The 19,457-nt window shown below is 65.0% G+C and carries 17 protein-coding genes and 1 pseudogene; 7 read left to right on the forward strand and 11 right to left on the reverse strand.

Annotation, left to right across the window (positions count from 1 at the left end; all coding sequences use genetic code 11):
• Positions 1 to 5: 5 nt before the first annotated feature.
• The 9 genes and pseudogenes from BLV94_RS46810 to BLV94_RS46850 all read right to left on the reverse strand — a co-directional run bounded on the left by BLV94_RS46810 (position 6) and on the right by BLV94_RS46850 (position 7,254).
• The gene (locus BLV94_RS46810) at positions 6 to 473 is read right to left on the reverse strand and encodes a hydrogenase maturation protease (protein WP_072950046.1); all 468 of its coding nucleotides are present in this window, start codon (positions 471 to 473) and stop codon (positions 6 to 8) included.
• On the reverse strand, positions 470 to 1,762 hold the full coding sequence (locus tag BLV94_RS46815) for a Ni/Fe hydrogenase subunit alpha (RefSeq protein WP_072950048.1): 1,293 nt from the start codon (positions 1,760 to 1,762) through the stop codon (positions 470 to 472). The genes BLV94_RS46810 and BLV94_RS46815 overlap by 4 nt, the downstream gene beginning before the upstream one ends.
• Positions 1,746 to 2,531, reverse strand: coding sequence for an NADH-quinone oxidoreductase subunit B family protein (locus BLV94_RS46820; protein WP_072950050.1), 786 nt, complete (start codon positions 2,529 to 2,531; stop codon positions 1,746 to 1,748). The genes BLV94_RS46815 and BLV94_RS46820 overlap by 17 nt, the downstream gene beginning before the upstream one ends.
• Positions 2,531 to 3,370, reverse strand: a complete 840-nt coding sequence (locus BLV94_RS46825; RefSeq protein ID WP_371851615.1) for an FAD/NAD(P)-binding protein — start codon at positions 3,368 to 3,370, stop codon at positions 2,531 to 2,533. Before BLV94_RS46825 ends, BLV94_RS46820 begins: the two co-directional genes overlap by 1 nt.
• Before the next feature lie 5 nt (positions 3,371 to 3,375).
• Positions 3,376 to 3,837, reverse strand: coding sequence for a cyclic nucleotide-binding domain-containing protein (locus tag BLV94_RS46830; RefSeq protein WP_072950053.1), 462 nt, complete (start codon positions 3,835 to 3,837; stop codon positions 3,376 to 3,378).
• The gene (locus BLV94_RS46835; protein WP_072950055.1) at positions 3,834 to 4,991 is read right to left on the reverse strand and encodes a 4Fe-4S dicluster domain-containing protein; all 1,158 of its coding nucleotides are present in this window, start codon (positions 4,989 to 4,991) and stop codon (positions 3,834 to 3,836) included. The genes BLV94_RS46830 and BLV94_RS46835 overlap by 4 nt, the downstream gene beginning before the upstream one ends.
• A 33-nt stretch (positions 4,992 to 5,024) precedes the next feature.
• Entirely contained in the window at positions 5,025 to 5,312 is a 288-nt protein-coding gene (locus BLV94_RS46840) for a DUF1876 domain-containing protein (protein ID WP_072950058.1), read from the reverse strand.
• 70 nt (positions 5,313 to 5,382) lie between these two features.
• Positions 5,383 to 6,801, reverse strand: a complete 1,419-nt coding sequence (locus tag BLV94_RS46845; RefSeq protein ID WP_072950061.1) for a wax ester/triacylglycerol synthase domain-containing protein — start codon at positions 6,799 to 6,801, stop codon at positions 5,383 to 5,385.
• Between the two features lie 182 nt (positions 6,802 to 6,983).
• Positions 6,984 to 7,254 (reverse strand): annotated as a pseudogene (locus BLV94_RS46850) (SHOCT domain-containing protein).
• Between the two features lie 217 nt (positions 7,255 to 7,471).
• On the opposite strand from BLV94_RS46850, the gene BLV94_RS46855 reads away from it, so the two are divergent.
• Entirely contained in the window at positions 7,472 to 8,704 is a 1,233-nt protein-coding gene (locus BLV94_RS46855; RefSeq protein ID WP_072950063.1) for a serine hydrolase domain-containing protein, read from the forward strand.
• 48 nt (positions 8,705 to 8,752) lie between these two features.
• On the opposite strand, the gene BLV94_RS46860 is transcribed toward BLV94_RS46855, so the two are convergent.
• A complete protein-coding gene (locus BLV94_RS46860; RefSeq protein ID WP_244163948.1) occupies positions 8,753 to 9,538 on the reverse strand; it encodes a universal stress protein in 786 nt (261 codons plus the stop codon).
• 637 nt (positions 9,539 to 10,175) lie between these two features.
• Between BLV94_RS46860 and BLV94_RS46865 the strand changes: the two genes are divergently transcribed.
• Together BLV94_RS46865 and otsB are read left to right on the forward strand one after the other, a co-directional pair.
• Complete coding sequence (locus BLV94_RS46865) at positions 10,176 to 10,709, forward strand: flavodoxin family protein (RefSeq protein WP_072950066.1); 534 nt, start codon at positions 10,176 to 10,178, stop codon at positions 10,707 to 10,709.
• 75 nt (positions 10,710 to 10,784) lie between these two features.
• Positions 10,785 to 14,537 carry a trehalose-phosphatase gene (gene otsB / locus BLV94_RS46870; protein ID WP_244163950.1) on the forward strand — a complete coding sequence of 1,251 codons (3,753 nt, stop codon included), beginning with the start codon at positions 10,785 to 10,787 and terminating at the stop codon, positions 14,535 to 14,537.
• Positions 14,538 to 14,584: 47 nt separating this feature from the next.
• Here otsB and BLV94_RS46875 read toward each other — a convergent pair whose 3' ends face one another.
• Entirely contained in the window at positions 14,585 to 15,187 is a 603-nt protein-coding gene (locus BLV94_RS46875; RefSeq protein WP_072950070.1) for an Rv1733c family protein, read from the reverse strand.
• Positions 15,188 to 15,638: 451 nt separating this feature from the next.
• On the opposite strand from BLV94_RS46875, the gene BLV94_RS46880 reads away from it, so the two are divergent.
• The 4 genes from BLV94_RS46880 to BLV94_RS46895 all read left to right on the forward strand — a co-directional run bounded on the left by BLV94_RS46880 (position 15,639) and on the right by BLV94_RS46895 (position 19,453).
• The gene (locus tag BLV94_RS46880; RefSeq protein WP_072950072.1) at positions 15,639 to 15,941 is read left to right on the forward strand and encodes a hypothetical protein; all 303 of its coding nucleotides are present in this window, start codon (positions 15,639 to 15,641) and stop codon (positions 15,939 to 15,941) included.
• A 64-nt stretch (positions 15,942 to 16,005) separates the two neighbouring features.
• A complete protein-coding gene (locus tag BLV94_RS46885) occupies positions 16,006 to 16,653 on the forward strand; it encodes a response regulator transcription factor (protein ID WP_072950075.1) in 648 nt (215 codons plus the stop codon).
• 70 nt (positions 16,654 to 16,723) lie between these two features.
• Complete coding sequence (locus BLV94_RS46890) at positions 16,724 to 18,454, forward strand: GAF domain-containing sensor histidine kinase (RefSeq protein WP_074933987.1); 1,731 nt, start codon at positions 16,724 to 16,726, stop codon at positions 18,452 to 18,454.
• Between the two features lie 117 nt (positions 18,455 to 18,571).
• Positions 18,572 to 19,453 (forward strand): universal stress protein, encoded by an 882-nt coding sequence (locus BLV94_RS46895; protein ID WP_072951329.1) that lies wholly within the window; start codon positions 18,572 to 18,574, stop codon positions 19,451 to 19,453.
• The last annotated feature ends 4 nt before the right edge of the window (positions 19,454 to 19,457 follow it).

The following is a 19,457-nucleotide window of genomic DNA, read 5'->3' on the forward strand; positions in this document are numbered from 1 at the left end:
GACGTTCACACCACTCGCTCGGACGGCGCACCGATCTCCGACAGCACCGCCGAGACCACCGCATCGACAGCGCGGCCCACCGCGGGTGAAAGCCCGCGACCATCATCCAGATCAGCGATTTCCACAGCCAGGATGACCATCCTGCGCGGAAGCCGATCCAGCACCGCACCGAGCCGCACCGCGTCGTTGAGGGAGATTCCGTGTGTGCTGAACATCCCCGCCCGCATTGCGTCGAGTTCGGCCGGAGTGAGCCGGTGTACGACGCCGGGTCGGGGCGGGTCGCAGATGACGGCATCGACGATCACCGTGAGATCCGCGCCGGCCCACAGCTCCAGGAGCGCCACGGGGTCACCTCCGGAGGCGACGGTCTGGACGTCTGGGCCGACCTTCGGAGCCACTGCTCGCGCGACCGTCGGTCCGATTCCGTCGTCGCGGCGAAGATCGTTTCCCAGACCGATCACCACGATCGTCATCGGCCGTCGATCGTCAGTGTCAGGAAGTGTGTGGCGCAGGAGATGCACGGATCGTAGTTGCGGATGGTTCGTTCGCACAGCGCTGTCAGCTCGTTGTCTGCCAGCGTGAGGTTCGCGTCTACCGTGCGCCGTAGGTCGTGCTCGATGGCGGCCTGATTCTGCGAGGTCGGAGGAATGATGGTGGCGGCGCGGATCAGTCCGGTGGGGTCGAACTCGTATCGGTGATACAGCAGCCCGCGGGGCGCCTCGCTGACCCCGTGTCCGACCGTGCGTATCGGTGGCCCGGCGGTAAACGGCCGAGCGGGGCGCTGGTATCGGTCGATGATCCGCAACGCTTCCTCGACGGCGTAGACGACCTCGACGGCGCGGACAACGATGCTGCGAAACGGATTTCGGCACTGCCCGCCCAGCCCTACGGCAGCGGCAGCGTCCGCTGCCGCACCACCGAGCTGACACGAGTTGAGCGAGTACCGAGCCAGCGGTCCGGTGAGATACCGGCGGCCGTCGAGCTCGGCGTGCAACGCGGTCGAGTACGGCACCTGATGCTCGACCATGTGATCCGGGAATTCGTCGGCGGTGCAGTGCAGCCCGGTCGACGACCAGATCTCGCCGTCCTCGATGGCGTAGCGGGAGTCGTGATGCAGTGCGAGGAGGTCGTGCTCGAGTTCGACGTTGGGGAAGGCGAACGACGACACCCATTCCACGGTCGCGACGGCGTGATCGAGTGCCGACCGCAGTTGGTCAGACAGAGAAACCAGCTCGGCCTTCGTGGGCACCCGATAGAATCCGCCGATTCGGACATTGACCGGGTGGATCGGCCTGCCACCGATCGCATCGAGGATCGCGTTTCCCGCCTTCTTGAGCGCCAGTCCCCGCTCGACGGCCTGCCGCTCACGCTGGGCGAGGGCAACCGTATCCGGGAGCCCCAGAAAGTCGGGTGCGTGCAGGAAGTAGATGTGCAGCACGTGGCTCGCGATCCACTCGCCGCAGTACAGCAGTCGCCGCAGATCCATCACCGCGCCGTCGAGCTCGAGTTCGCATGCCTGCTCGATGGCATTGCAGGCGCTCACCTGATAGGCAACCGGGCAGATGCCGCAGATACGCGAGGTGATGTCCGGGGGCTCGAGAAAGTGGCGGCCGCGGAGAAAGCTCTCGAAGAAGCGGGGCGGCTCGTAGATGTTGAGTTCGACGCGTTCTGCTCTCCCCTCGCGCACGGTCACGTCGACGCGGCCCTCGCCCTCGACCCTGGCGAGGGCGCGTACGACCAGTTCCCTACTTCGCGGCGCCACGGTCGTGCCCTTCCGATCCGTAGGCCGCCACGTTGAACGTGGCGAAAATGCGGTCTATGGCGTCCTCGTTCATCCCGCACCTGCGTAGCCACCCGCTCATCGCGGCGAGGTTCGGGTCGGTGGTGGGGCCGAAGCAGCCGTAGCAACCACGGGAGACCGACGGGCACAGCGCACCGCACCCGGAATGGGTGACCGGGCCGAGGCACGGTGTGCCGTCGGCTACCATCACACACGTCAGTCCGCGTCGCTTGCACTCGGTGCACACGGAGGTGTTCGGGATGTTCGGCCGCCGGCCCGCCAGGTACCCGGTGATGACCTCGAGGAGCTGGCGCCGGTCGATCGGGCAACCACGCAGCTCGAAGTCGACGGGGACGTGCGCCGAGATCGCGGTCGAGGTGGCGAGGGTGTCGATGTACTCAGGTCTCGCGTAGACCACCGCCAAGAAGTCGTCGATATCGGCGAAGTTGCGTAGCGCTTGGATGCCGCCAGCCGTCGCGCAGGCCCCGATGGTGACCAGGTACCGGGACTGCGCCCGCACCGCGCGGATGCGGTCCCGGTCGGCGATCGTGGTGATCGACCCCTCGACCAGCGACAGATCGTACGGGCCCGCGGTGATCGTGTCGGACAACTCCAGGAAGTGCGAGATTTCCACGGCCTCGGACAGTGCGAGCAGCTCGTCCTCGCAGTCGAGCAGGGTGAGTTGACAGCCGTCACAGGAGGCGAACTTCCAGACGGCGAGTTTCGGTTTGGTGATCGGTGGTGCGCTCATCACAGCTCCGGTACCCGTAGGAGTGGTTCGGCGGTGGCGTAGTCGACGACGGGACCGTCCCGGCACAGCAGCAGTTCGCCGAGTTGGCAGTGTCCGCAGGCCCCGATGCCGCACTGCATGTTCCGTTCCACGGACACCTGAATGTCGTGCGGACTGACGAGGCGGTCGGTCAGTGCCCGGGCGCAGAACCGCATCATCGGCTCCGGTCCGCACAGCAGTGCGGTGGTGCGTTCGGGGTCGAGGTCCACTCGGTGCAGGGCTTCGGTGACGAAGCCGACGCCGCCCGTCCATCCCGCGATCGGCTGGTCGATCGTCAACTCCACCGCGAGGTCCGTGCGGGCCCGCCATGTCTCGAGTTCGGCACGGTAGAGGATATCCGCCGGGGTGCGGGCGCCGACGACGAGAGTGAGCCGGCGGAGCTTCTCCCTGGTGGCCAGCGCGGCGAGGATTACCGGGCGCAGGGGCGCCAATCCCACTCCCCCGGCGACGATCACGAGGTCGCGATCCGGGCCTCCGGCCATTTTCCAGCCCCGCCCGAAGGGGCCCCGCACACCGATGATCGTGCCGAGCGGGGCATCGTGGAGTGCTCGGCTCACGGCCCCGACATCCCGGATCGTGTGGACCAGGGTTCCGTCCGTGGCCGACGGGTCACCGGACACCGAGATCGCGACCTCGCCGACCCCGTAGGCGTACAGCATCATGAACTGGCCGGGGGTGAACTGCGCGAGCGGCGTCGGAGGTGTGGTGGCCGGGGCGAGTGTCATGGTGACCGAGTCGCGTGTCTCCACCGATCGGGACACGACCCGGTATCTGGTCGGCAGCGCGCGGTCGTCCGCCATTGCGGTCACCGGTCCCCCCGGTTCGCGTAGAGGTCGAGGAGTCGCGCGCGAGTGGACTGCAACCGGGCTATGAGCACCCCGGACATCGCGCGGGTGACGGCATATCCGAAGTCGGGACGGCTGAGCGCCATCTGCTCGAGCGCGGCGATGTCCACCTCTGCAGCGACTGTGGTTACCGTGGCCCGTGCATCGAACTGCCACACCTGCCGGGCGCCGAGCCAGGACCAGCCGAGAACGTCACCACCGTGCAGGGTTTCGAGTGCGACGGTGCCCCGGCCGGGTACCAGGGTGGTCAGGACGACACTTCCGGTGCCGAGCAGCCAGCACCGCGTCGCCGGCTCGTCCTCGCGGAAGACATACTCTCCCTCGGCGAAGCGAACCGGGGTGCTGAGTTCCGCGAGCCGGAGCCGGTGTTCGCGGCTGAGGTGGCCGAGGGCACGTGGCAGCGTCGATATTTCGGCGTTCACGGCTCCTCCCGGTCATCCTTCGGCCGGTACGCCGGCATGATCTCGATCAGCCGCGCGGCCTCTGCGGTGATGTCGATACCGACGGGGCACCAGTCGATGCACCGTCCGCATCCCACACAACCGGAGCTGCCGAACTGGTCGAACCAGGTGCCGAGTTTGTGGGACATCCACTGCCGGTACCGGCTTTCCCCCGATGTCCGGACGTTCCCGCCGTGCACATAGCTGAAGTCGGGTTCGAAGCACGACGACCAGTGCAGCCACCGCTCGGCGTGCTCCCCCGTCAGATCGGTGACGTCCTCACTGGTGGTGCAGAAGCAGGTAGGGCACACCATGGTGCAGTTGCCGCAGGTCAGGCACCGGCTGGCAACGTCCTCCCAGACGTCGGCACCGCGTGCATCGCGGAGCAACGTACGAAGATCGACCTCGGGCATGGCCCGTCCCATCCGGCCGGCTGCGGTGCTCACAGCGTGCCGGGCGTCGTCGACCTCTGCGGTCGCGGCGGCGCGGTGGGCGATCCCGGCCAGAACGTCGGCACCGGACTCTGTGCCGACCTCGACGACGAACCGATGACCGTCGTCGTCGATGCGCTCGGTCAGCGCCAGGTCGTACCCAGGGCCGGCCGCCGGGCCGGTGCCCATCGAGGCGCAGAAACAGACCTCACCGGGCTCGGTGCAATGGGCGGCCACGATGAACAGTCGCCGGAACCTGCGGGCTGTGGCGCTGTCGGAATCGGGGTCCGGACACAGCACCCGGCGCAGGGCCGAGATCGCCGCGAGATCACAGCCGCGGACCCCCACGAATGCGTAGGGCCGCTCGTTGTGGCCCGGTCCGGTGAAGGCACCGTCCCGGTCGAGGGACCACTGCTGCTGCCGGGGCGGATGAAGGAATCGTTTCCACGACTGCGGACCCGCCGAGTGACCGAAGACCGCGGTGTCGTCTCGCCGACGCAGCCGATACGTCCCGGCCCCGGTTGTCACACCCCAGCCGGACGGCAGCTGCACACCGGATTCGAGTTCGACGAGAACGATGGCCGAATCCTCCACGGTGGGACCGACGACGCAATAGCCGCGGGCGCGAAGCACCTCGATCAGGTGGTCGAGGCCGAGACGATTCAAGACACTCGCACCGGTGTTCGCGGTAGGTTGCCCTTCCATGCGCTGACTCCTTTACCGACCCTGCGGGGCCGATTATTCGGTGAGATGGACGCGGCTGTGCGTGGCCGCTTCCACGTCGGCCGCGGTGAGCTCGATCAATTGGTGGGCGAGGTCGGCCAACGCACGTGCCGTGGCCAGTTCGTCCCCGATCTCGGGGATCTCGGTGTCCGCGGGATTCCGGCGTGCGAGCCCGACCCCGACCAGGGTGTGGGTGTCGCGGGTTCGGAGCCGGGCCTGCGCCCGGGTTCTGGAGCCGCCTTCGTCGGCGTCGTGCTCGTCGATGACGATCTCCACAGACCACTTCTTCTCGTTCATGTTCATCGGCCTCCGTTCGGTGCGGACGCAGTGTCGCGTCCTCGACGTGGTTGTCGGGTACGTGGGGGTGCCGCGATCACGAGGCCACGACCACGCTCGTATCGGTTGACTTCGCGCACAACCCGAGAACGGCGCGAAACCCATCTGCTATCGAATCGGTCAAGGCGGCGAGATCGGGGACGGCGTCGGTGTCGGCGTTGATCCCGACACAGCATTGCGTGGTGTAGGACATCAGGGTGACGTTGAACGCCGATCCGAGCGTGGGGCTGAACGCGTAGTAGTGCAGGATCTCCGAGCCGGCAATAAACAGTGGCACCGGAGATCCGACGACGTTCGAGGCGACGAAGTCGACGTGTTTGAGCATGTTTCCGAGTGTCACGGCCGGGAGCAGGTTCAAAGCCCCGGCGATCATCGGAGACAGCGAAATCGCGGGCTCGTGGCGCCAGGTATCGACTGTGGCGTGCACGCGGCGGATCAACTCGGCAGGGTCGCTGACATCGGTGGGTAGCGCAAAGCGCGCCAGGCTGATCCGGTTGCCACCCACCGGGTCCGTCTCGGTGCGCAGGCTGATCGGTAGCGTCATCCGTAGTTCGCTGATCTCGGTGCCGTGAAGTCGGTGATACTTCGCCATTCCCCGGAGGATTGCAGCGAGAAACGCGTCATTGAGCGAGCCGCCGCCGGTCGTGCCTGCCTGAGCGAGTGCCTCTAACGGGACGTCGAGCACCGCACAGTGGCGCCGTGTGCTGCGTTGCGTCATCACAGGCGACAGCGTGGAGAGGACGGGACGCACGAGGCGCATGGTGGAGCCGGCGACGGCAGCCGCCTGACGCCCGGCCTCTCTCGGGGCTCGAACTGCTCGTATACCGTTGCGACCCAGTGCATTCGTTGCCCGATGGGCCACATCCGCCGCCGTGTCCCGGTACCAGGTGAGACGGCCAGGCGAAACGGCCGCTTCACCGTTTGGCGTGGTATCCCGAAGATCAGGACTTGACCTCGGGGTCCCTTCCCGGGCGAAATCTACGATCTCCCGGGCGATCTGCATGCCTCCCACTCCATCGGTGAGGGAGTGATGCACCTTCATCACGAAGGCGGATTTGCCGTCATCCAGTCCGTCGAGGACCGTGAACTCCCAGAGCGGGCGACACTTGTCGAACGCGGTCATCTCGGCGGTCCGGGCGAACCGGAGTACCGCGTCCCACGTTCGGGGTTCGGTGAGGGTGTAGCGGCGCAGGTGCCAGGTCAGATCGAAATCCCGGTCCTCCGCCCACCGCGGCGGGGTCAGGCCCCTGGGATCTTCGATCACTTTCTGCCGGAAGATGGGTACCATCTCGATCGCCCGGCGCATCATGTCGACGAATCGGGTCTGATCCGGGCCACGGTCGAGGAGCGCGACAGCGACGATGGTCGAGCGGAGGATCGGGTCTTCCTCCATTCGCCATGACATGAAATCCGTCTGGGTCATGTATCGCTGGTTGGTCGTGCTCATAGCGGTCAACTCGCCCTTCGATCGGCCCGGGTATCGGCCTCCGGGGAGTCGATCCTTCGGCTCCCTGGCGACGGAGTCACATCGGCATCATGTGCATGGGGGGCAGAATGCCCATGCTGTGCAGCCACATCATGAACATGTGGAACATCTGCATCGCATCCATCACAATTACCTCCTCTCGGTGGTGGGCGTCAGGGTGTTTTCCCTGCGCGGAGAATGCTCAGGCGACTGTTGTATTCCGTCTCGTCTGTATTCCGTCTCGTCGATTTCCCCGCGTGCGAACCGCTCGGCAAGAACCGCTTCGGCGCTGCGAAGTGCAGGCGACGCGCCTGGCGACGCCGGGAAGGAGTGGCTCGTATAGCGGATCACCAAGAAGATCCCGAGAATCAGCAGCCCCCAGAAGAGCGCCATCCCGACGAACATCAGGGCATACCCCCAACCACCGGAATAGTCGTCATACATCACGGTGCGGCCCTCCTACAGACAGTTCGGCGGTGTTCGTCCGGAATGGATCTACCGTCCTTCTGCCTCCAGTGTCCGACTACCGGAGGTGGTCTTCACAGGGTCTTTCGGCCGTTTCATGAGTACCACCGGAGGAATGAACACCACGTATACGGTGTTTGTATACACAAGATGGTGGTGGCGCCAGGCGACCGCTGGAAGGTAGAAGACGTGCATCATGACCAGCTCTCGTGAATCGGCGAAGAGGTCGGCGACCGATAGTGCGGTGGCCCGGGCACAGTTGCCCGCGCCTCGCATGATGCTCGTCGACCCTCGTTTCGGCGGGCTGGCGGGACAGTTCTTCCGGCTCTTCGGGCGGCCCAGCGACGGGGGCGGGGCCCTCGCGCTCTACCTTCACGGCGAGCCTGTGGTCGATATCTGGTCGGGGTGGGCTACCCCGGACACGCGCTGGCAAGCTGACACCGTATCGGTGTCCTTTTCGACCGGAAAGGGCGTTGCAAGCACGGTGCTGCACCGTCTCGTGGACCGCGGACTGATTATTTACGACGCGCCCGTCGCCGAGTACTGGCCCGAGTTCGCGAGCGCCGGAAAAGAGTTGGTAACGGTGCGCGAGCTGTTGACGCACCGAGCCGGGCTGCAACAGGTGCGCGGTCTGGTACCGGGCCCGTCGGCTCTGTTCGATCACGACAGCGTCGTCGGCGCGCTCGCATCCGCGACGCCGGATCGGCGCCGCGCCGTCATGCCGGGCTATCACGCCGTCACGTTCGGTTCGTTGGTTGCGGAGCTCACCACGCGGGCAACCGGGTCGTCGTTCACCGACCTCGTCCGCACCGAAATCGCCGAACCCCTCGGAGTCGGAGAGTTTTGGTTCCAGGTGCCTGCGGAGGAACGTCACCGCATCGCGAAGCTGTTCCCCCGGATCAATCCGTTTGGAGTGCCGTGGGAAACGGCGTCGTTCGCGCTGTCCTGCCTGCCCGTCCTTCGGAACATCGCCAACGCAGGCATGCCGGAAGGATTCGACGAGCTTGTACGAAATCCAGCGATTCACGACTATGTGATGCCCGGATGGAACGGTGTCTTCAGCGCCCGCGCTCTCGCCCGGATGTATGCGGCGATCGCGAACCGCGGCGTTGTGGGTGGTAACCGATTCCTCAGCGAGGAGACTCTCGCGCAAGTCGGTGAGGTACAGACGACGGCGCGAGACTACGTGCTCGGAATTCGGATGAACTGGCGGCTGGGCTATCACTCGGCGTTCGTCGCCAGCCGCAACCAGTCTCCACACGCGTTCGGGCACTACGGGCTCGGTGGGTCAGGCGCGTTCGCCGATCCAGAAACCGGATTGTCGGTCGCATTCGTGACGAACCGGATGGGTGGTGCACTGACCCCGTTCGCCGACCTGCGTCTGGCGAAACTGGGCGCGCAGGCGGAATCGATCGCCCGGCGATTATGAATGCGATGTGGCAGCATGCCCGTCGGCACGGCCGAGTCATCGCGGACGTCAGTTCGTCTGGCGACAGATCATGAGCGGGCAGGCAACGTGATGGAGCAGGTTCTGGCTCGTCGAGCCCATAAGAGCACCGGCCAGTCGGTTGTGGCCGTGGCTGCCGACTACGACGAGTTGGGCGTCGCGAGCATACTCGAGGATCAGCTCCGCCGGGTTTGCCTGCTCGATGATGGTGGTCAATTGCAGATCCGGGAATTTCTCCCGCCAGCCCGCAAGATTTTCTGCCATCAGAACGGATTGTTCTTCCTCGACGACCGCCCAGTTCACCATCTTCAAGGCCGTGTCGCGCCCCGCAATATCACCGGCACCCCAGCCGTGTACCGCCAGGAGTGGGACCTCGAAGGTCGCCGCGAACTCGACGGCCGTGTTGATTGCGAGTGAGCTTAGTTCACTTCCGTCGACCCCGACGACGACGGGACGGTGGTCGGGCACCGTGGACGAGGACTCGGATCGGAACACCACGACGGGACAGTGCGCACGGTTGACCACCTGCATGACCGTGGACCCGGTGACGAGGGACGCCATCGCTCCCGCACCCGTTGATCCCACCACTACCAGCTCGGCATGCGTGCTCAATCCCGCGAGTGCCGGTCCGGCCGGTCCTGGCAGCGTGCTGGTCGACACCGTGACGTCAGGAAACGCGCTCGCCACTCGCCGACCTGCCCGATCCAGGATTTCGTGGGCAGAGCGCTCGACCTCCTCGGCGAACTCGTTCTGATAGAGCAGGGCCGCCTCGCTGTAGTGGTATCCCGGACTCGGCAGGACATGGGCCAGCAGCAATGGAACAGACTTCTGCCGGCGACCGCCGCCGCCCACACCGCGGCTCGCATCGCACGTTCCGAACCGTCTACACCGACAATGATGGACTGGTGTTGTGCGAGAACGCTCATCCTTCTCAACTCCTTGCTCGGGCGGACGGCCGCGTTGGCGAAGTGTCCATGTTCGGCTGCCGATTGCGCTGGGTCGCACCCCGCTACCGCCACGGTCGCACCGGCGGGAGTGCAGTCACTAGGGGCATTGGTCACCGCACTCACGCTCCAACGGACCGGAAAGTGACGGTAGACCCTACTCGGTGGACGACATCGTTGGTTGAATCCGAAGGACCACGACACCTGGAGTTCGCCATGAATCCCACACCCCACCGTCACCAAAGGGGGCATCCGCCGACGACGGGGGTCCGATCACAGACGGCGACGACCGACGCTCCCCGCTCGAGGGTGCAGTACTCATCGCAGCCTGCGCCGATCATGAGCGAAGACCGAATTGTTTGGCCCGATCCGAGCCCGTTGACCGAATGGTGGACGCGCGTGATGTTCGGCGCACACACGTCGAACTAGCAACACGATTGCCCGGAACATGTTTGTGTACAGTCTTTTTCCTACTCATCCCACCAACCGCCCACTCCCGAGGAGTCAACATGCGAACACTCGTGGTCTACGAGTCGATGTTCGGAAATACCCGACACGTGGCCGAAGCAATCGCCCGAGGTCTCGAGGACGCCGGAACCGTGGCAACGGTCCCGGTTGCCCGAGTCGGCGATGAGGACTTGTCCAGTTACGACCTTGTAATGGTGGGCGGCCCGACGCATGTCCACGGGATGAGTCGCGATTCGACCCGCCACGGGGCGGCAGTGACAGCGCACAAGCCGGACAGCTCTGTCACATTGGAGCCCGATGCAGAAAGCGAGGGACTCCGCGAATGGCTCGACGGACTGCCACCATCGCACGGGAAAGCGGTGGCGTTCGACACCCGTGCCGGCGGTCCTGCCCTCCTGACCGGCAGAGCATCGAAAGGCATCTGCCGGAAACTGCGTCTGCGCGGATTCGATCTCGTCGCCGAGTCCGAGAGCTTCCTCGTCGACAAGGAGTCGCGACTGGAGGAAGGTGAGGAGACGCGTGCCGAGCAATGGGGCCGCACACTCGCCCAGCAGACCAGTTCCTCTCGGAAGTAACGACTCTTGGCCCAGCGCCAACCGCATGGTGGCCCCGCTGGGCCTTCCACGTGTCCATCAACCGGAGGTTGACCTATGTCGACGCCCGCGATCGACCTGCGGCGACATGACGCGGTGATCTTCGACCTCGACAATGTGTTGCCCGACATCTCGACAGCACCGGACCTCCTGTCGCAGGACTCGTTCGACAGCGCCCCCATTCGGTGCGGAAACCTGGACAGCACAGACCTGTTCCACCAGAAAGTCGCACATGGCTCCGTTGTTCCCGTCGACTCCACGGTGACTCTGCTCCGCCAACTGCGGAGCCTCGGGGTGGCGACAGCGGCCTTCTCGTCTCATCGACATGTTCAACAGGTCCTCGACGCCGCAGGGATCGCCGATTTGTTCGCTGTGCGGGCCGACGGTGCATCGCCCGTCGACGCCGCCAATCGACTCGGTATCCGACCTGACGGTGCGGTCATCGTCACGGCATCAGGAGCAACGACAACCGCGGCTCGCAGCGACGGTTTCGGTCTAGTAGTCGGGGTCGGCCGTGACCGCCATGCTGACGAACTGCGAAAATGCGGGGCAGATATGGTCGTGGCCGACGCCTCCGAGATACAGATCCGTGCAGTCGATCCCCGCCTGTCCGAGATTCCCGACGCTCTCACGTCTCGTCACGAGCTCACCGCCCTCCTCCGCGTCCGCCGCCCCGCCGTGTTTCTCGACTTCGACGGCACGCTGTCCGAGATCGTGTCAGATCCGCCGAAGGCCGTCCTCATGGACGGGGTGGCCACCGAGTTGACCAGACTGACGCGTGAATGCCCTGTAGCCGTCATCAGTGGACGCGACCTCGAGGACGTGCAAGCACGGGTCGGCCTGAAGGAGATCTGGTACGCGGGCAGCCACGGATACGAGTTGGCCGGACCGCAGGGGCAGTACTACCAGAACCCTGACGCGCTCGCCGCGGTGCCGGCACTGGCGCAGGCGACTCGCGCGCTCACCAGTCGGCTGCGCGAGGTGCCAGGTGTGGTGATCGAACCCAAGAAGTTCACCGTCGCCGTGCACTACCGCAACGTCGCCACCGACCGGTTGGACGAGGTCCTCGCCACCGTCCGTGACGTCGCCACTTCCGGAGACGTCAGGCTGCGAGTTACCGGTGGCCGCAAAGTCGTCGAACTCCGTCCTGATGTCGACTGGGACAAGGGCCGCGCGCTGAACTGGGTACTCGAGCACCTTCTCGACGCGAAGTCCCTGCTTCCGATCTACGTCGGTGACGACCTCACCGACGAGGACGCATTCGACGCCGTCGCAGATACCGGAGTAGGGATAGTCGTCCGCAGCAGAGAGATCGGGAATCGACGGTCGGCGGCGCGATTCGCCGTGAACGATCCGGTTCAGGTCCGTGAACTGTTGCAGCGGCTCGCCGACCTCCTCGGCCGCGACCCGGAAACCGCTGCCGCGGCCGATACGTGGATGTTGTTCTTCGACGGCTACGACCCGGCGACCGAGAAGCTACGAGAGGCAATCTGCACGTTGGGGAATGGCTACTTCGGCACTCGTGGTTGCGCACCGGAATCAACCGCCGACACGATCCACTACCCAGGTACGTATCTTGCGGGTGTGTACAACCGTCTGCACGACGATCGCGCAGGGATGTCGGTTGTCAACGAAAGCATGGTCAATGCACCGAACTGGCTGACCACCACGTTCCGGGTCGAGGGTGGACCGTGGTTCGACATCGATGCCGTCGAGTTGCTCGAGTATCGTCAATACCTCAATCTTCGTCGCGCCGTGCTCACCCGCCGATTTCGATACCACGACGCCGGCGGTCGAACCACGTCGGTCATCCAACGACGGTTCGTCGCCATGCACCTCCCCCACGTGTGCGCGCTGCAGACGACAATTATCGCGGAGGACTGGTCCGGATCCCTCGAATTTCGTTCGGCTCTCGATGGTTCGGTCCGAAACACTCTCGTCGACCGATACCGAGATCTCGCCGACGATCATCTCGAACTCATCGATTCGGGCGCCTTGGGGGAAGACTCTGTTGTGTTGACGGTGCAAACCAATCAGTCGCGTATTCCTGTGGCCATGGCTGCGCGCACCACACTGTCCTCGCGAGGCCGACGCCACGAGCCCACGTTCCGGCTGCTCGAGGGCGACCACAGAGTCGGGCACGACATCACAGTCGACCTGAAGACCGGTGACTCGGTGACGTTCGAGAAGGTGGTGACGGTCTTCACCGGGCGTGATCACGCGATGTCCGAGCCGGCTGACGAAGCGGCGCGGTGGCTTTCGTGCATCGGCGCGTTCGACGACGTGCTCGATGGTCACGTTCTGGCGTGGGAGCACCTGTGGGACCGTGTCGGAATCACACTCGGAAATTATGAGGACGCTCGGCGCATCACACGGTTTCATCAGATGCAACTCCTGCAGACCGTCTCGCCGAACACCGCCGATCTCGACGTCGGCGTGCCCGCCCGGGGACTTCACGGCGAAGCCTATCGAGGGCACATCTTCTGGGACGAACTGTTCGTCTTCCCGGTCCTGAACCTGCGAGTGCCGGCCTTGACCCGTTCGTTGCTCCGTTACCGATACCGCCGGCTACCGGAGGCGCGCCGGGCGGCGCATGCGGCCGGCTACCGTGGCGCGATGTTCCCGTGGCAGTCGGGTAGCGACGGCCGGGAGGAAAGTCAGCAGGTGCACCTCAACCCGCAGTCCGGCCGCTGGCTCCCGGACCCGAGTTGGCGCCAACATCACATCGGCATCGCGATCGCCTACAACGTATGGCAGTACTACCAGGTCACTGGCGACATCGAGTTTCTCAGTGATTTCGGCGCCGAAATGCTGATAGAGATAGCTCGATTCTTCGCCAGCCTCTCCTCCTATGAGCGATCCCGCGGGCGTTACACGATCCGTGGCGTGATGGGCCCGGACGAGTTTCACTCCGGCTACCCCGAGGCTCCATACGAGGGAGTCGACAACAACGCCTACACCAATGTGATGGCTGTATGGGTAATCCTCCGGGCGATCGAGGCGCTCGACGCGATTCCGGCCGCGAACCGATCCGAACTCGTCGACTCTCGGAGCCTGGATGCGCACGAGTTGGCGCGCTGGGCGGACGTGAGCCGTCGGATGTTCATTCCGTTCCACGATCGAGTCATCAGCCAGTTCGAGGGCTATGAAGCGTTGACGGAACTGGACTGGGACCGCTACCGGGCGCGGTATGCCGATATTCAACGACTCGACCGGATCCTCGAGGCCGAAGGTGATGACGTCAACCGGTACCGCGCCTCGAAGCAGGCCGACGTATTGATGATGTTCTATCTGCTGTCCGCCGACGAATTGCGAGATCTGTTCGAACGACTCGGATATCAGCTCGAGCCGGAAACTATACCGAGAACCATCGACTACTACCTCGCGCGGACCTCACATGGTTCGACGCTGAGCGCCGTCGTGCATTCCTGGGTGCTGGCTCGCGCCAACCGTGACAAAGCCATGGAATTCTTCGACAGGGTTCTTGCGTCCGACATCACCGACATTCAGGGGGGCACGACCTCTGAGGGGATCCATCTGGCGGCCATGGCAGGAAGTATCGACCTACTTCAGCGCTGTTTCACCGGACTGGAAACTCGTGGCGATCGCCTCGTCTTCGGCCCGGAGTGGCCGGAAGCGCTCGGCGTCCTGGAATTTCCGATCGTCTATCGAGGACACCAGTTGTGGCTGACGATCAGCGGCCGGTGTGTTCAGGTCAGCGCGGGCGCGGGAAATCAACGCGCGATCGAGATCGCGTGTCGTGACCAGGTAGTTCGACTGGAACCGGGGTGCACGGTCAGTCTGGGCTAGGGACACGTCCGGTGCGTGCGCCACCGCTCCCGGACCGGTAGTGCACGTCAACTGACCGGCCATCCGGGTGTTCGGCCGAAATCTTTCCATTCCTGATCCCAGTGACGCATCTGGCTTCGCCTGTTCATCCACCGCACCCCCATGTACAGCACGAAGGAGCAGACCGCCGCCACCGACCACGCGGACAATGCTGCGCTCACCGCGATCTCCGCATTCCCCACTCCCGACCGTGGCTCGTCGACCACGTTGCCGTCTCTATCGACCCACACATCGACGGTGTCCCCACGGTGCATGCCAGGCTTGGTGTCCACGACGGTCGAGCGCAGAGCACCGTCCGGTGCAGTCCACTGAGCCGTCGCACGATCTTGCGTTTCCGGGGACCGACTGGGCGCGCGACCGATGATCACCAGTCGCGGATCGTCGATGAGCACAGCAGATTGTGCATGTCTGGTCTGGAGTTCGGAATGCGACTGCTCGTTCAGACCCGTGTATGTCGCGGTGCCGAGGGCGGCCGCGAACGGGACCGCAATCAGGATGAGGGTGATCATGACGACCGCGGCGACAGAGTCGAAGCGATCCGTGGCCCGCATGAGAAGATTCCGACTCCAGGGCGCCAGACGCCACAGCCGCAGAGCCTGATCGGCGTTCATCTCGAGCCTCCTCTGACGTCCCTTCTCGTTCAGAGTCTTACGCTCACGAGGTCAGCGTCCTAGAGCACAAGGTCATTGGCGAGGGCGCAGCATGGACCGTCGTCCGAACAGTCCAGGGCGGCGCAGTCGGAGGCGCGCCGCACCGGCATCGCGTCGGCGATCGCTTTCCTGTGCCCTGCAAAGCGTTTCGGTGATCGCCGCCGATAGCGGCGGGCCTTCGCCGTGTACCGGGAGGCGGCCACAGTCCACGCATTCCATGACAGGGTCTGGCACGAGCACAGCCTCTTCTGAAACGGTGGCCGACCGTCACAGATGTCGCTCCGCCCTAACCGCCGGACCCCAACAACAGTGACCTTCGGCCCTGGAATCCCGCGCGCAGTTGTCGCACCGTTGTGGATGAGGCCGGCGCACGATATCGAAACCACTTCGTCGGCAAGGGAATGAGGGAAGAATGTTCGAGCGTGGCTCCGTAGTATTGCGGCCGCGCGACGACGAGCCCGGGGACTACCTGTATGCGCATCCGGCGGGGCTCGCGCTCGCGGTTGCGTCAGGGGTAGCTACCGCGGGGTTGGTGGTTCTGCTCGGCGCCTGGCTCGCGACTCCCCTCGTAGGCGTCGGTGCTGCGGCGACACTCGTCGCCACCGTCGGTCTGGCGGTGGCGATGTTGATGCCACACCGGCCGCGGCGTCGCGGAATCCGCTCCGTCCGGCCGCACGGTGAAGACCGCACGCTCCGTCAACAAAGAAGCCACTGATGTATCTATTGTTGGCGTAATCTGAGGTCCGGAACGTGACGCAGCCAGGAACTGGAGGTTGCCAGTGATCAGAGTCTTTCTGGTGGACGATCATGAGGTCGTCCGGCGCGGCATCGCCGATCTCCTCACCTCGGATCCGGATCTGACGGTGGTCGGTGAAGCGGCCTCCTATGCGCAGGCGCTGGCGCGGGTGCCGGCGGTGAAACCGGAGGTGGCCGTCCTCGACGTGCGCCTACCCGACGGTAACGGCATCGAGTTGTGCCGGGAACTGCACTCGATGATGCCGGAGCTGCATTGCCTCATCCTGACGTCGTTCACGGACGACCAGGCGATGCTCGACGCGATTCTCGCCGGGGCCAGCGGGTACGTCGTGAAGGACATCCGGGGTATGGAACTGACCCGGGCGGTCCACGACGTCGGTGCAGGGAAATCACTCCTCGACAGTCGCGCTGCCGGCGCACTGATGGCAAGAATTCGGGCAGACGCCCACAATAAGGACGGAATCTTCGGGCATTTGACCAATCAGGAGCGGACGTTGCTCGCCCTGCTCGGTGAAGGGTTGACCAACCGGCAGATCGCCGAACGGATGTTCCTGGCGGAGAAGACCGTCAAGAACTACGTGTCGCGGCTGCTGACCAAACTGGGGGTGGAGCGCAGGACGCAGGCGGCGGTGCTGGCCACGAAGATGCAGTCGCGACCGTCCGACACCTGACGAGGTAAGCCCCGCCCCGACGTGCGCGCCGTAGTAGTTCCGACTCCTCACGATGCCACAAGGTGGGACAATGAATCTCGTGACCGGGCAATCGGATGAGCGCGACCACAGTCCTCTGCTGGGTAGCCTATCCCAACTCCGGCTCCGGGAATTGTTGACCGAGGTGCAGGAGCGTATCGCGCAGATCGTCGATGTCCGCGATCACGTCGACGGACTCCTCGATGCGATGCTGTCGGTCGCGTCGGGGCTCGACCTTGACCGCACGCTTCGCACCATCGTGCACGCCGCGATCAATTTGGTCGATGCCCGGTACGGTGCGCTGGGGGTGCTCGCCCCGGGTGGGGGCTTGAGTGAGTTCGTCTTCGAGGGCATCGACGAGGAGACATGCGAGCGTATCGGTGACCTGCCGCGTGGGCGTGGGGTCCTCGGTTTCCTCATCACGGATCCGAAGCCGGTCCGGTTGGAGGACCTGTCTCATCACGCGGCGTCGGTGGGATTCCCGGACCACCATCCGCCGATGAAAACCTTTCTGGGAGTTCCCATTCAGATCCGGGATAAGGTGTTCGGGAATCTGTATCTCACGGAGAAGGCCAACGGTGGACAGTTCACCGAGGACGACGAGGTGCTTCTCCGCGCGCTGGCGGCGGCCGCCGGTATCGCGATCGAGAACGCCCGCCTGTACGAGGAGTCCCGGACGCGGCAGGCGTGGCTGGAGGCGACACGGGAGATCGCGACCGAGTTGCTCGCCGGCAGCGAGACCGCGGAGGTGCTGCAGGTGATCGCCGACGACGCGCTGGCCCTGACCGCCGCCGACAGTGCCTTTCTCGCGGTGCCGGACGATCCTGACATCCCGTCGGACGAGGTGACCGAGCTCGTGGTGACGGCATCGGCGGGGACGGTGCCGGATCGGATCATCGGCCGGGCGATCCCGGTCGAGCGGTCGACGTCCGGTGAGGCGTTCCGGGAGCGGACCCCGCTTCGTGTCACCGCGCTGGCGTTCGATCCCGGGTTCGAGACGGGGGCCCGGTTCGGTCCTGCGCTGGCGCTGCCCCTGCGTGCCGCGCAATCGGTGTCCGGGGTGCTGGTGACGCTCCGCCATGTCGATGCCGCGCCGTTCACGGACGACCAGCTGGCGTTGATGTCAGGATTCGCCGACCAGGCGGCGGTCGCACTGCAGCTCGCCAACAGCCAGCGCCGGATGCACGAACTGGACGTGTTGTCCGACCGCGATCGGATCGCCCGCGACCTCCACGACCACGTCATCCAACGGCTCTTCGCGGTCGGTCTGTCGCTGCAGAGCACCCTGCAACGGACCAAATCGCCCGGGGTCAAGCAGCGGCTCGTACAGTCGGTCGACGACCTGCACGACATCGTGCGGGACATCCGCACCGCCATCTTCGACCTGCACGGCGGTTCGGGTGGGATGACCCAGTTCCGGCGGCGGCTGCACGAGATCGTCGCCGAGGTGACCGCGGATTCCGGGCTCCGCACCACCGTGCACTTCTCCGGGCCACTGTCGGTCATCGACTCCACGCTCGCCGAGCATGCGGAGGCGGTTCTGCGTGAGGCGTTGAGCAACGTGGTCCGGCACGCAGGAGCCGACATGGTCACGGTCAGCATCTCTGTGTACGACGATCTCACCATCGAAGTGGCGGACAACGGGACCGGCATTCCGGAAAACGCTCCCCGGAGCGGCTTGGAGAATTTGACTGACAGAGCTCGGGACGTAAACGGGCACTTCACCATCGATACAACACCTGGTGGCGGAACAACCCTCCATTGGTCCGCCCCGCTACCCTGAGTGGGCTCGGGGTGTGCCCGCTCACCAAGCTGGGGACCTTCTCCCCTACGCCGACAACGGGCGCACAGTAACGATAGAGAGGGAGACCCAGACTTCGCGATTTCTGAGGAGAACATCATGACTGCCCGCCGACCGATCGTTGTCGGAACAGATGGTTCGTCCTCGTCCTTGCAGGCAGTCGCATGGGCCGCGCAGGCGGCAGCGCTGCGACGGTGTCCGCTTTCCGTGATCGCGACGACGTTCGTCGCCGGCGCCTACGGTGTCCCGATCGGCATGCCGACGAGCTTCTTCGAGGACGAGGAACGCAACGGCAAGAATCGGCTGGCTGCCGCAGCGGAGGCCGCCACTCGAGCGGTACCTGGTTACTCCCTCGACATTCACACCACCCTCTGTACCGGAACCCCGGCCGGTGAACTTCTCGAGCGATCGAACACGGCAGCGATGATCGTCGTCGGCTCGAGTCGGAGGGGAATCGTCGAGCGCGGCTTCCTGGGATCGGTCAGCTCCGCCGTCGCAGCCCACGCACGGTGCCCGGTAGCGGTGGTCCGCAGCATTCCCGATACCGACGTCACCCAACTCGAGGGGTCTGTCGTGGTCGGAGTGGACGGTTCCGCACACAGTGAGCCCGCCATTTCGATGGCCTTCGAAGAGGCGGCACTGCGGCAGTGCGAACTGGTGGCCGTTCACGCCTGGTCCGACATCGACCTTCCCGTGCACTTCGAAGGCGGGAGCGTTTCCGGGTGGAAACAGATCGTCACCCAGGAAACGGCCCTGCTGTCGGAGAGTCTCGCCGGACGCGCCGAAGATTTCCCGGACGTCAAGGTCCGGACGATGGTCGTCATGGACCGACCAGTACGCAACCTGCGCGAACAGGCCGACAACGCAAGACTTCTCGTCGTGGGTAGCCGCGGACGCGGTGGATTCACCAGCATGCTGTTGGGATCGACGAGCCGGGCCCTGATGCATTCGGTTCGCTGTCCGCTGCTCATCGTGCGATAGTGCC

Origin of the sequence: Rhodococcus koreensis, from assembly GCF_900105905.1 — a bacterium.
Taxonomy (GTDB): domain Bacteria; phylum Actinomycetota; class Actinomycetes; order Mycobacteriales; family Mycobacteriaceae; genus Rhodococcus_F; species Rhodococcus_F koreensis.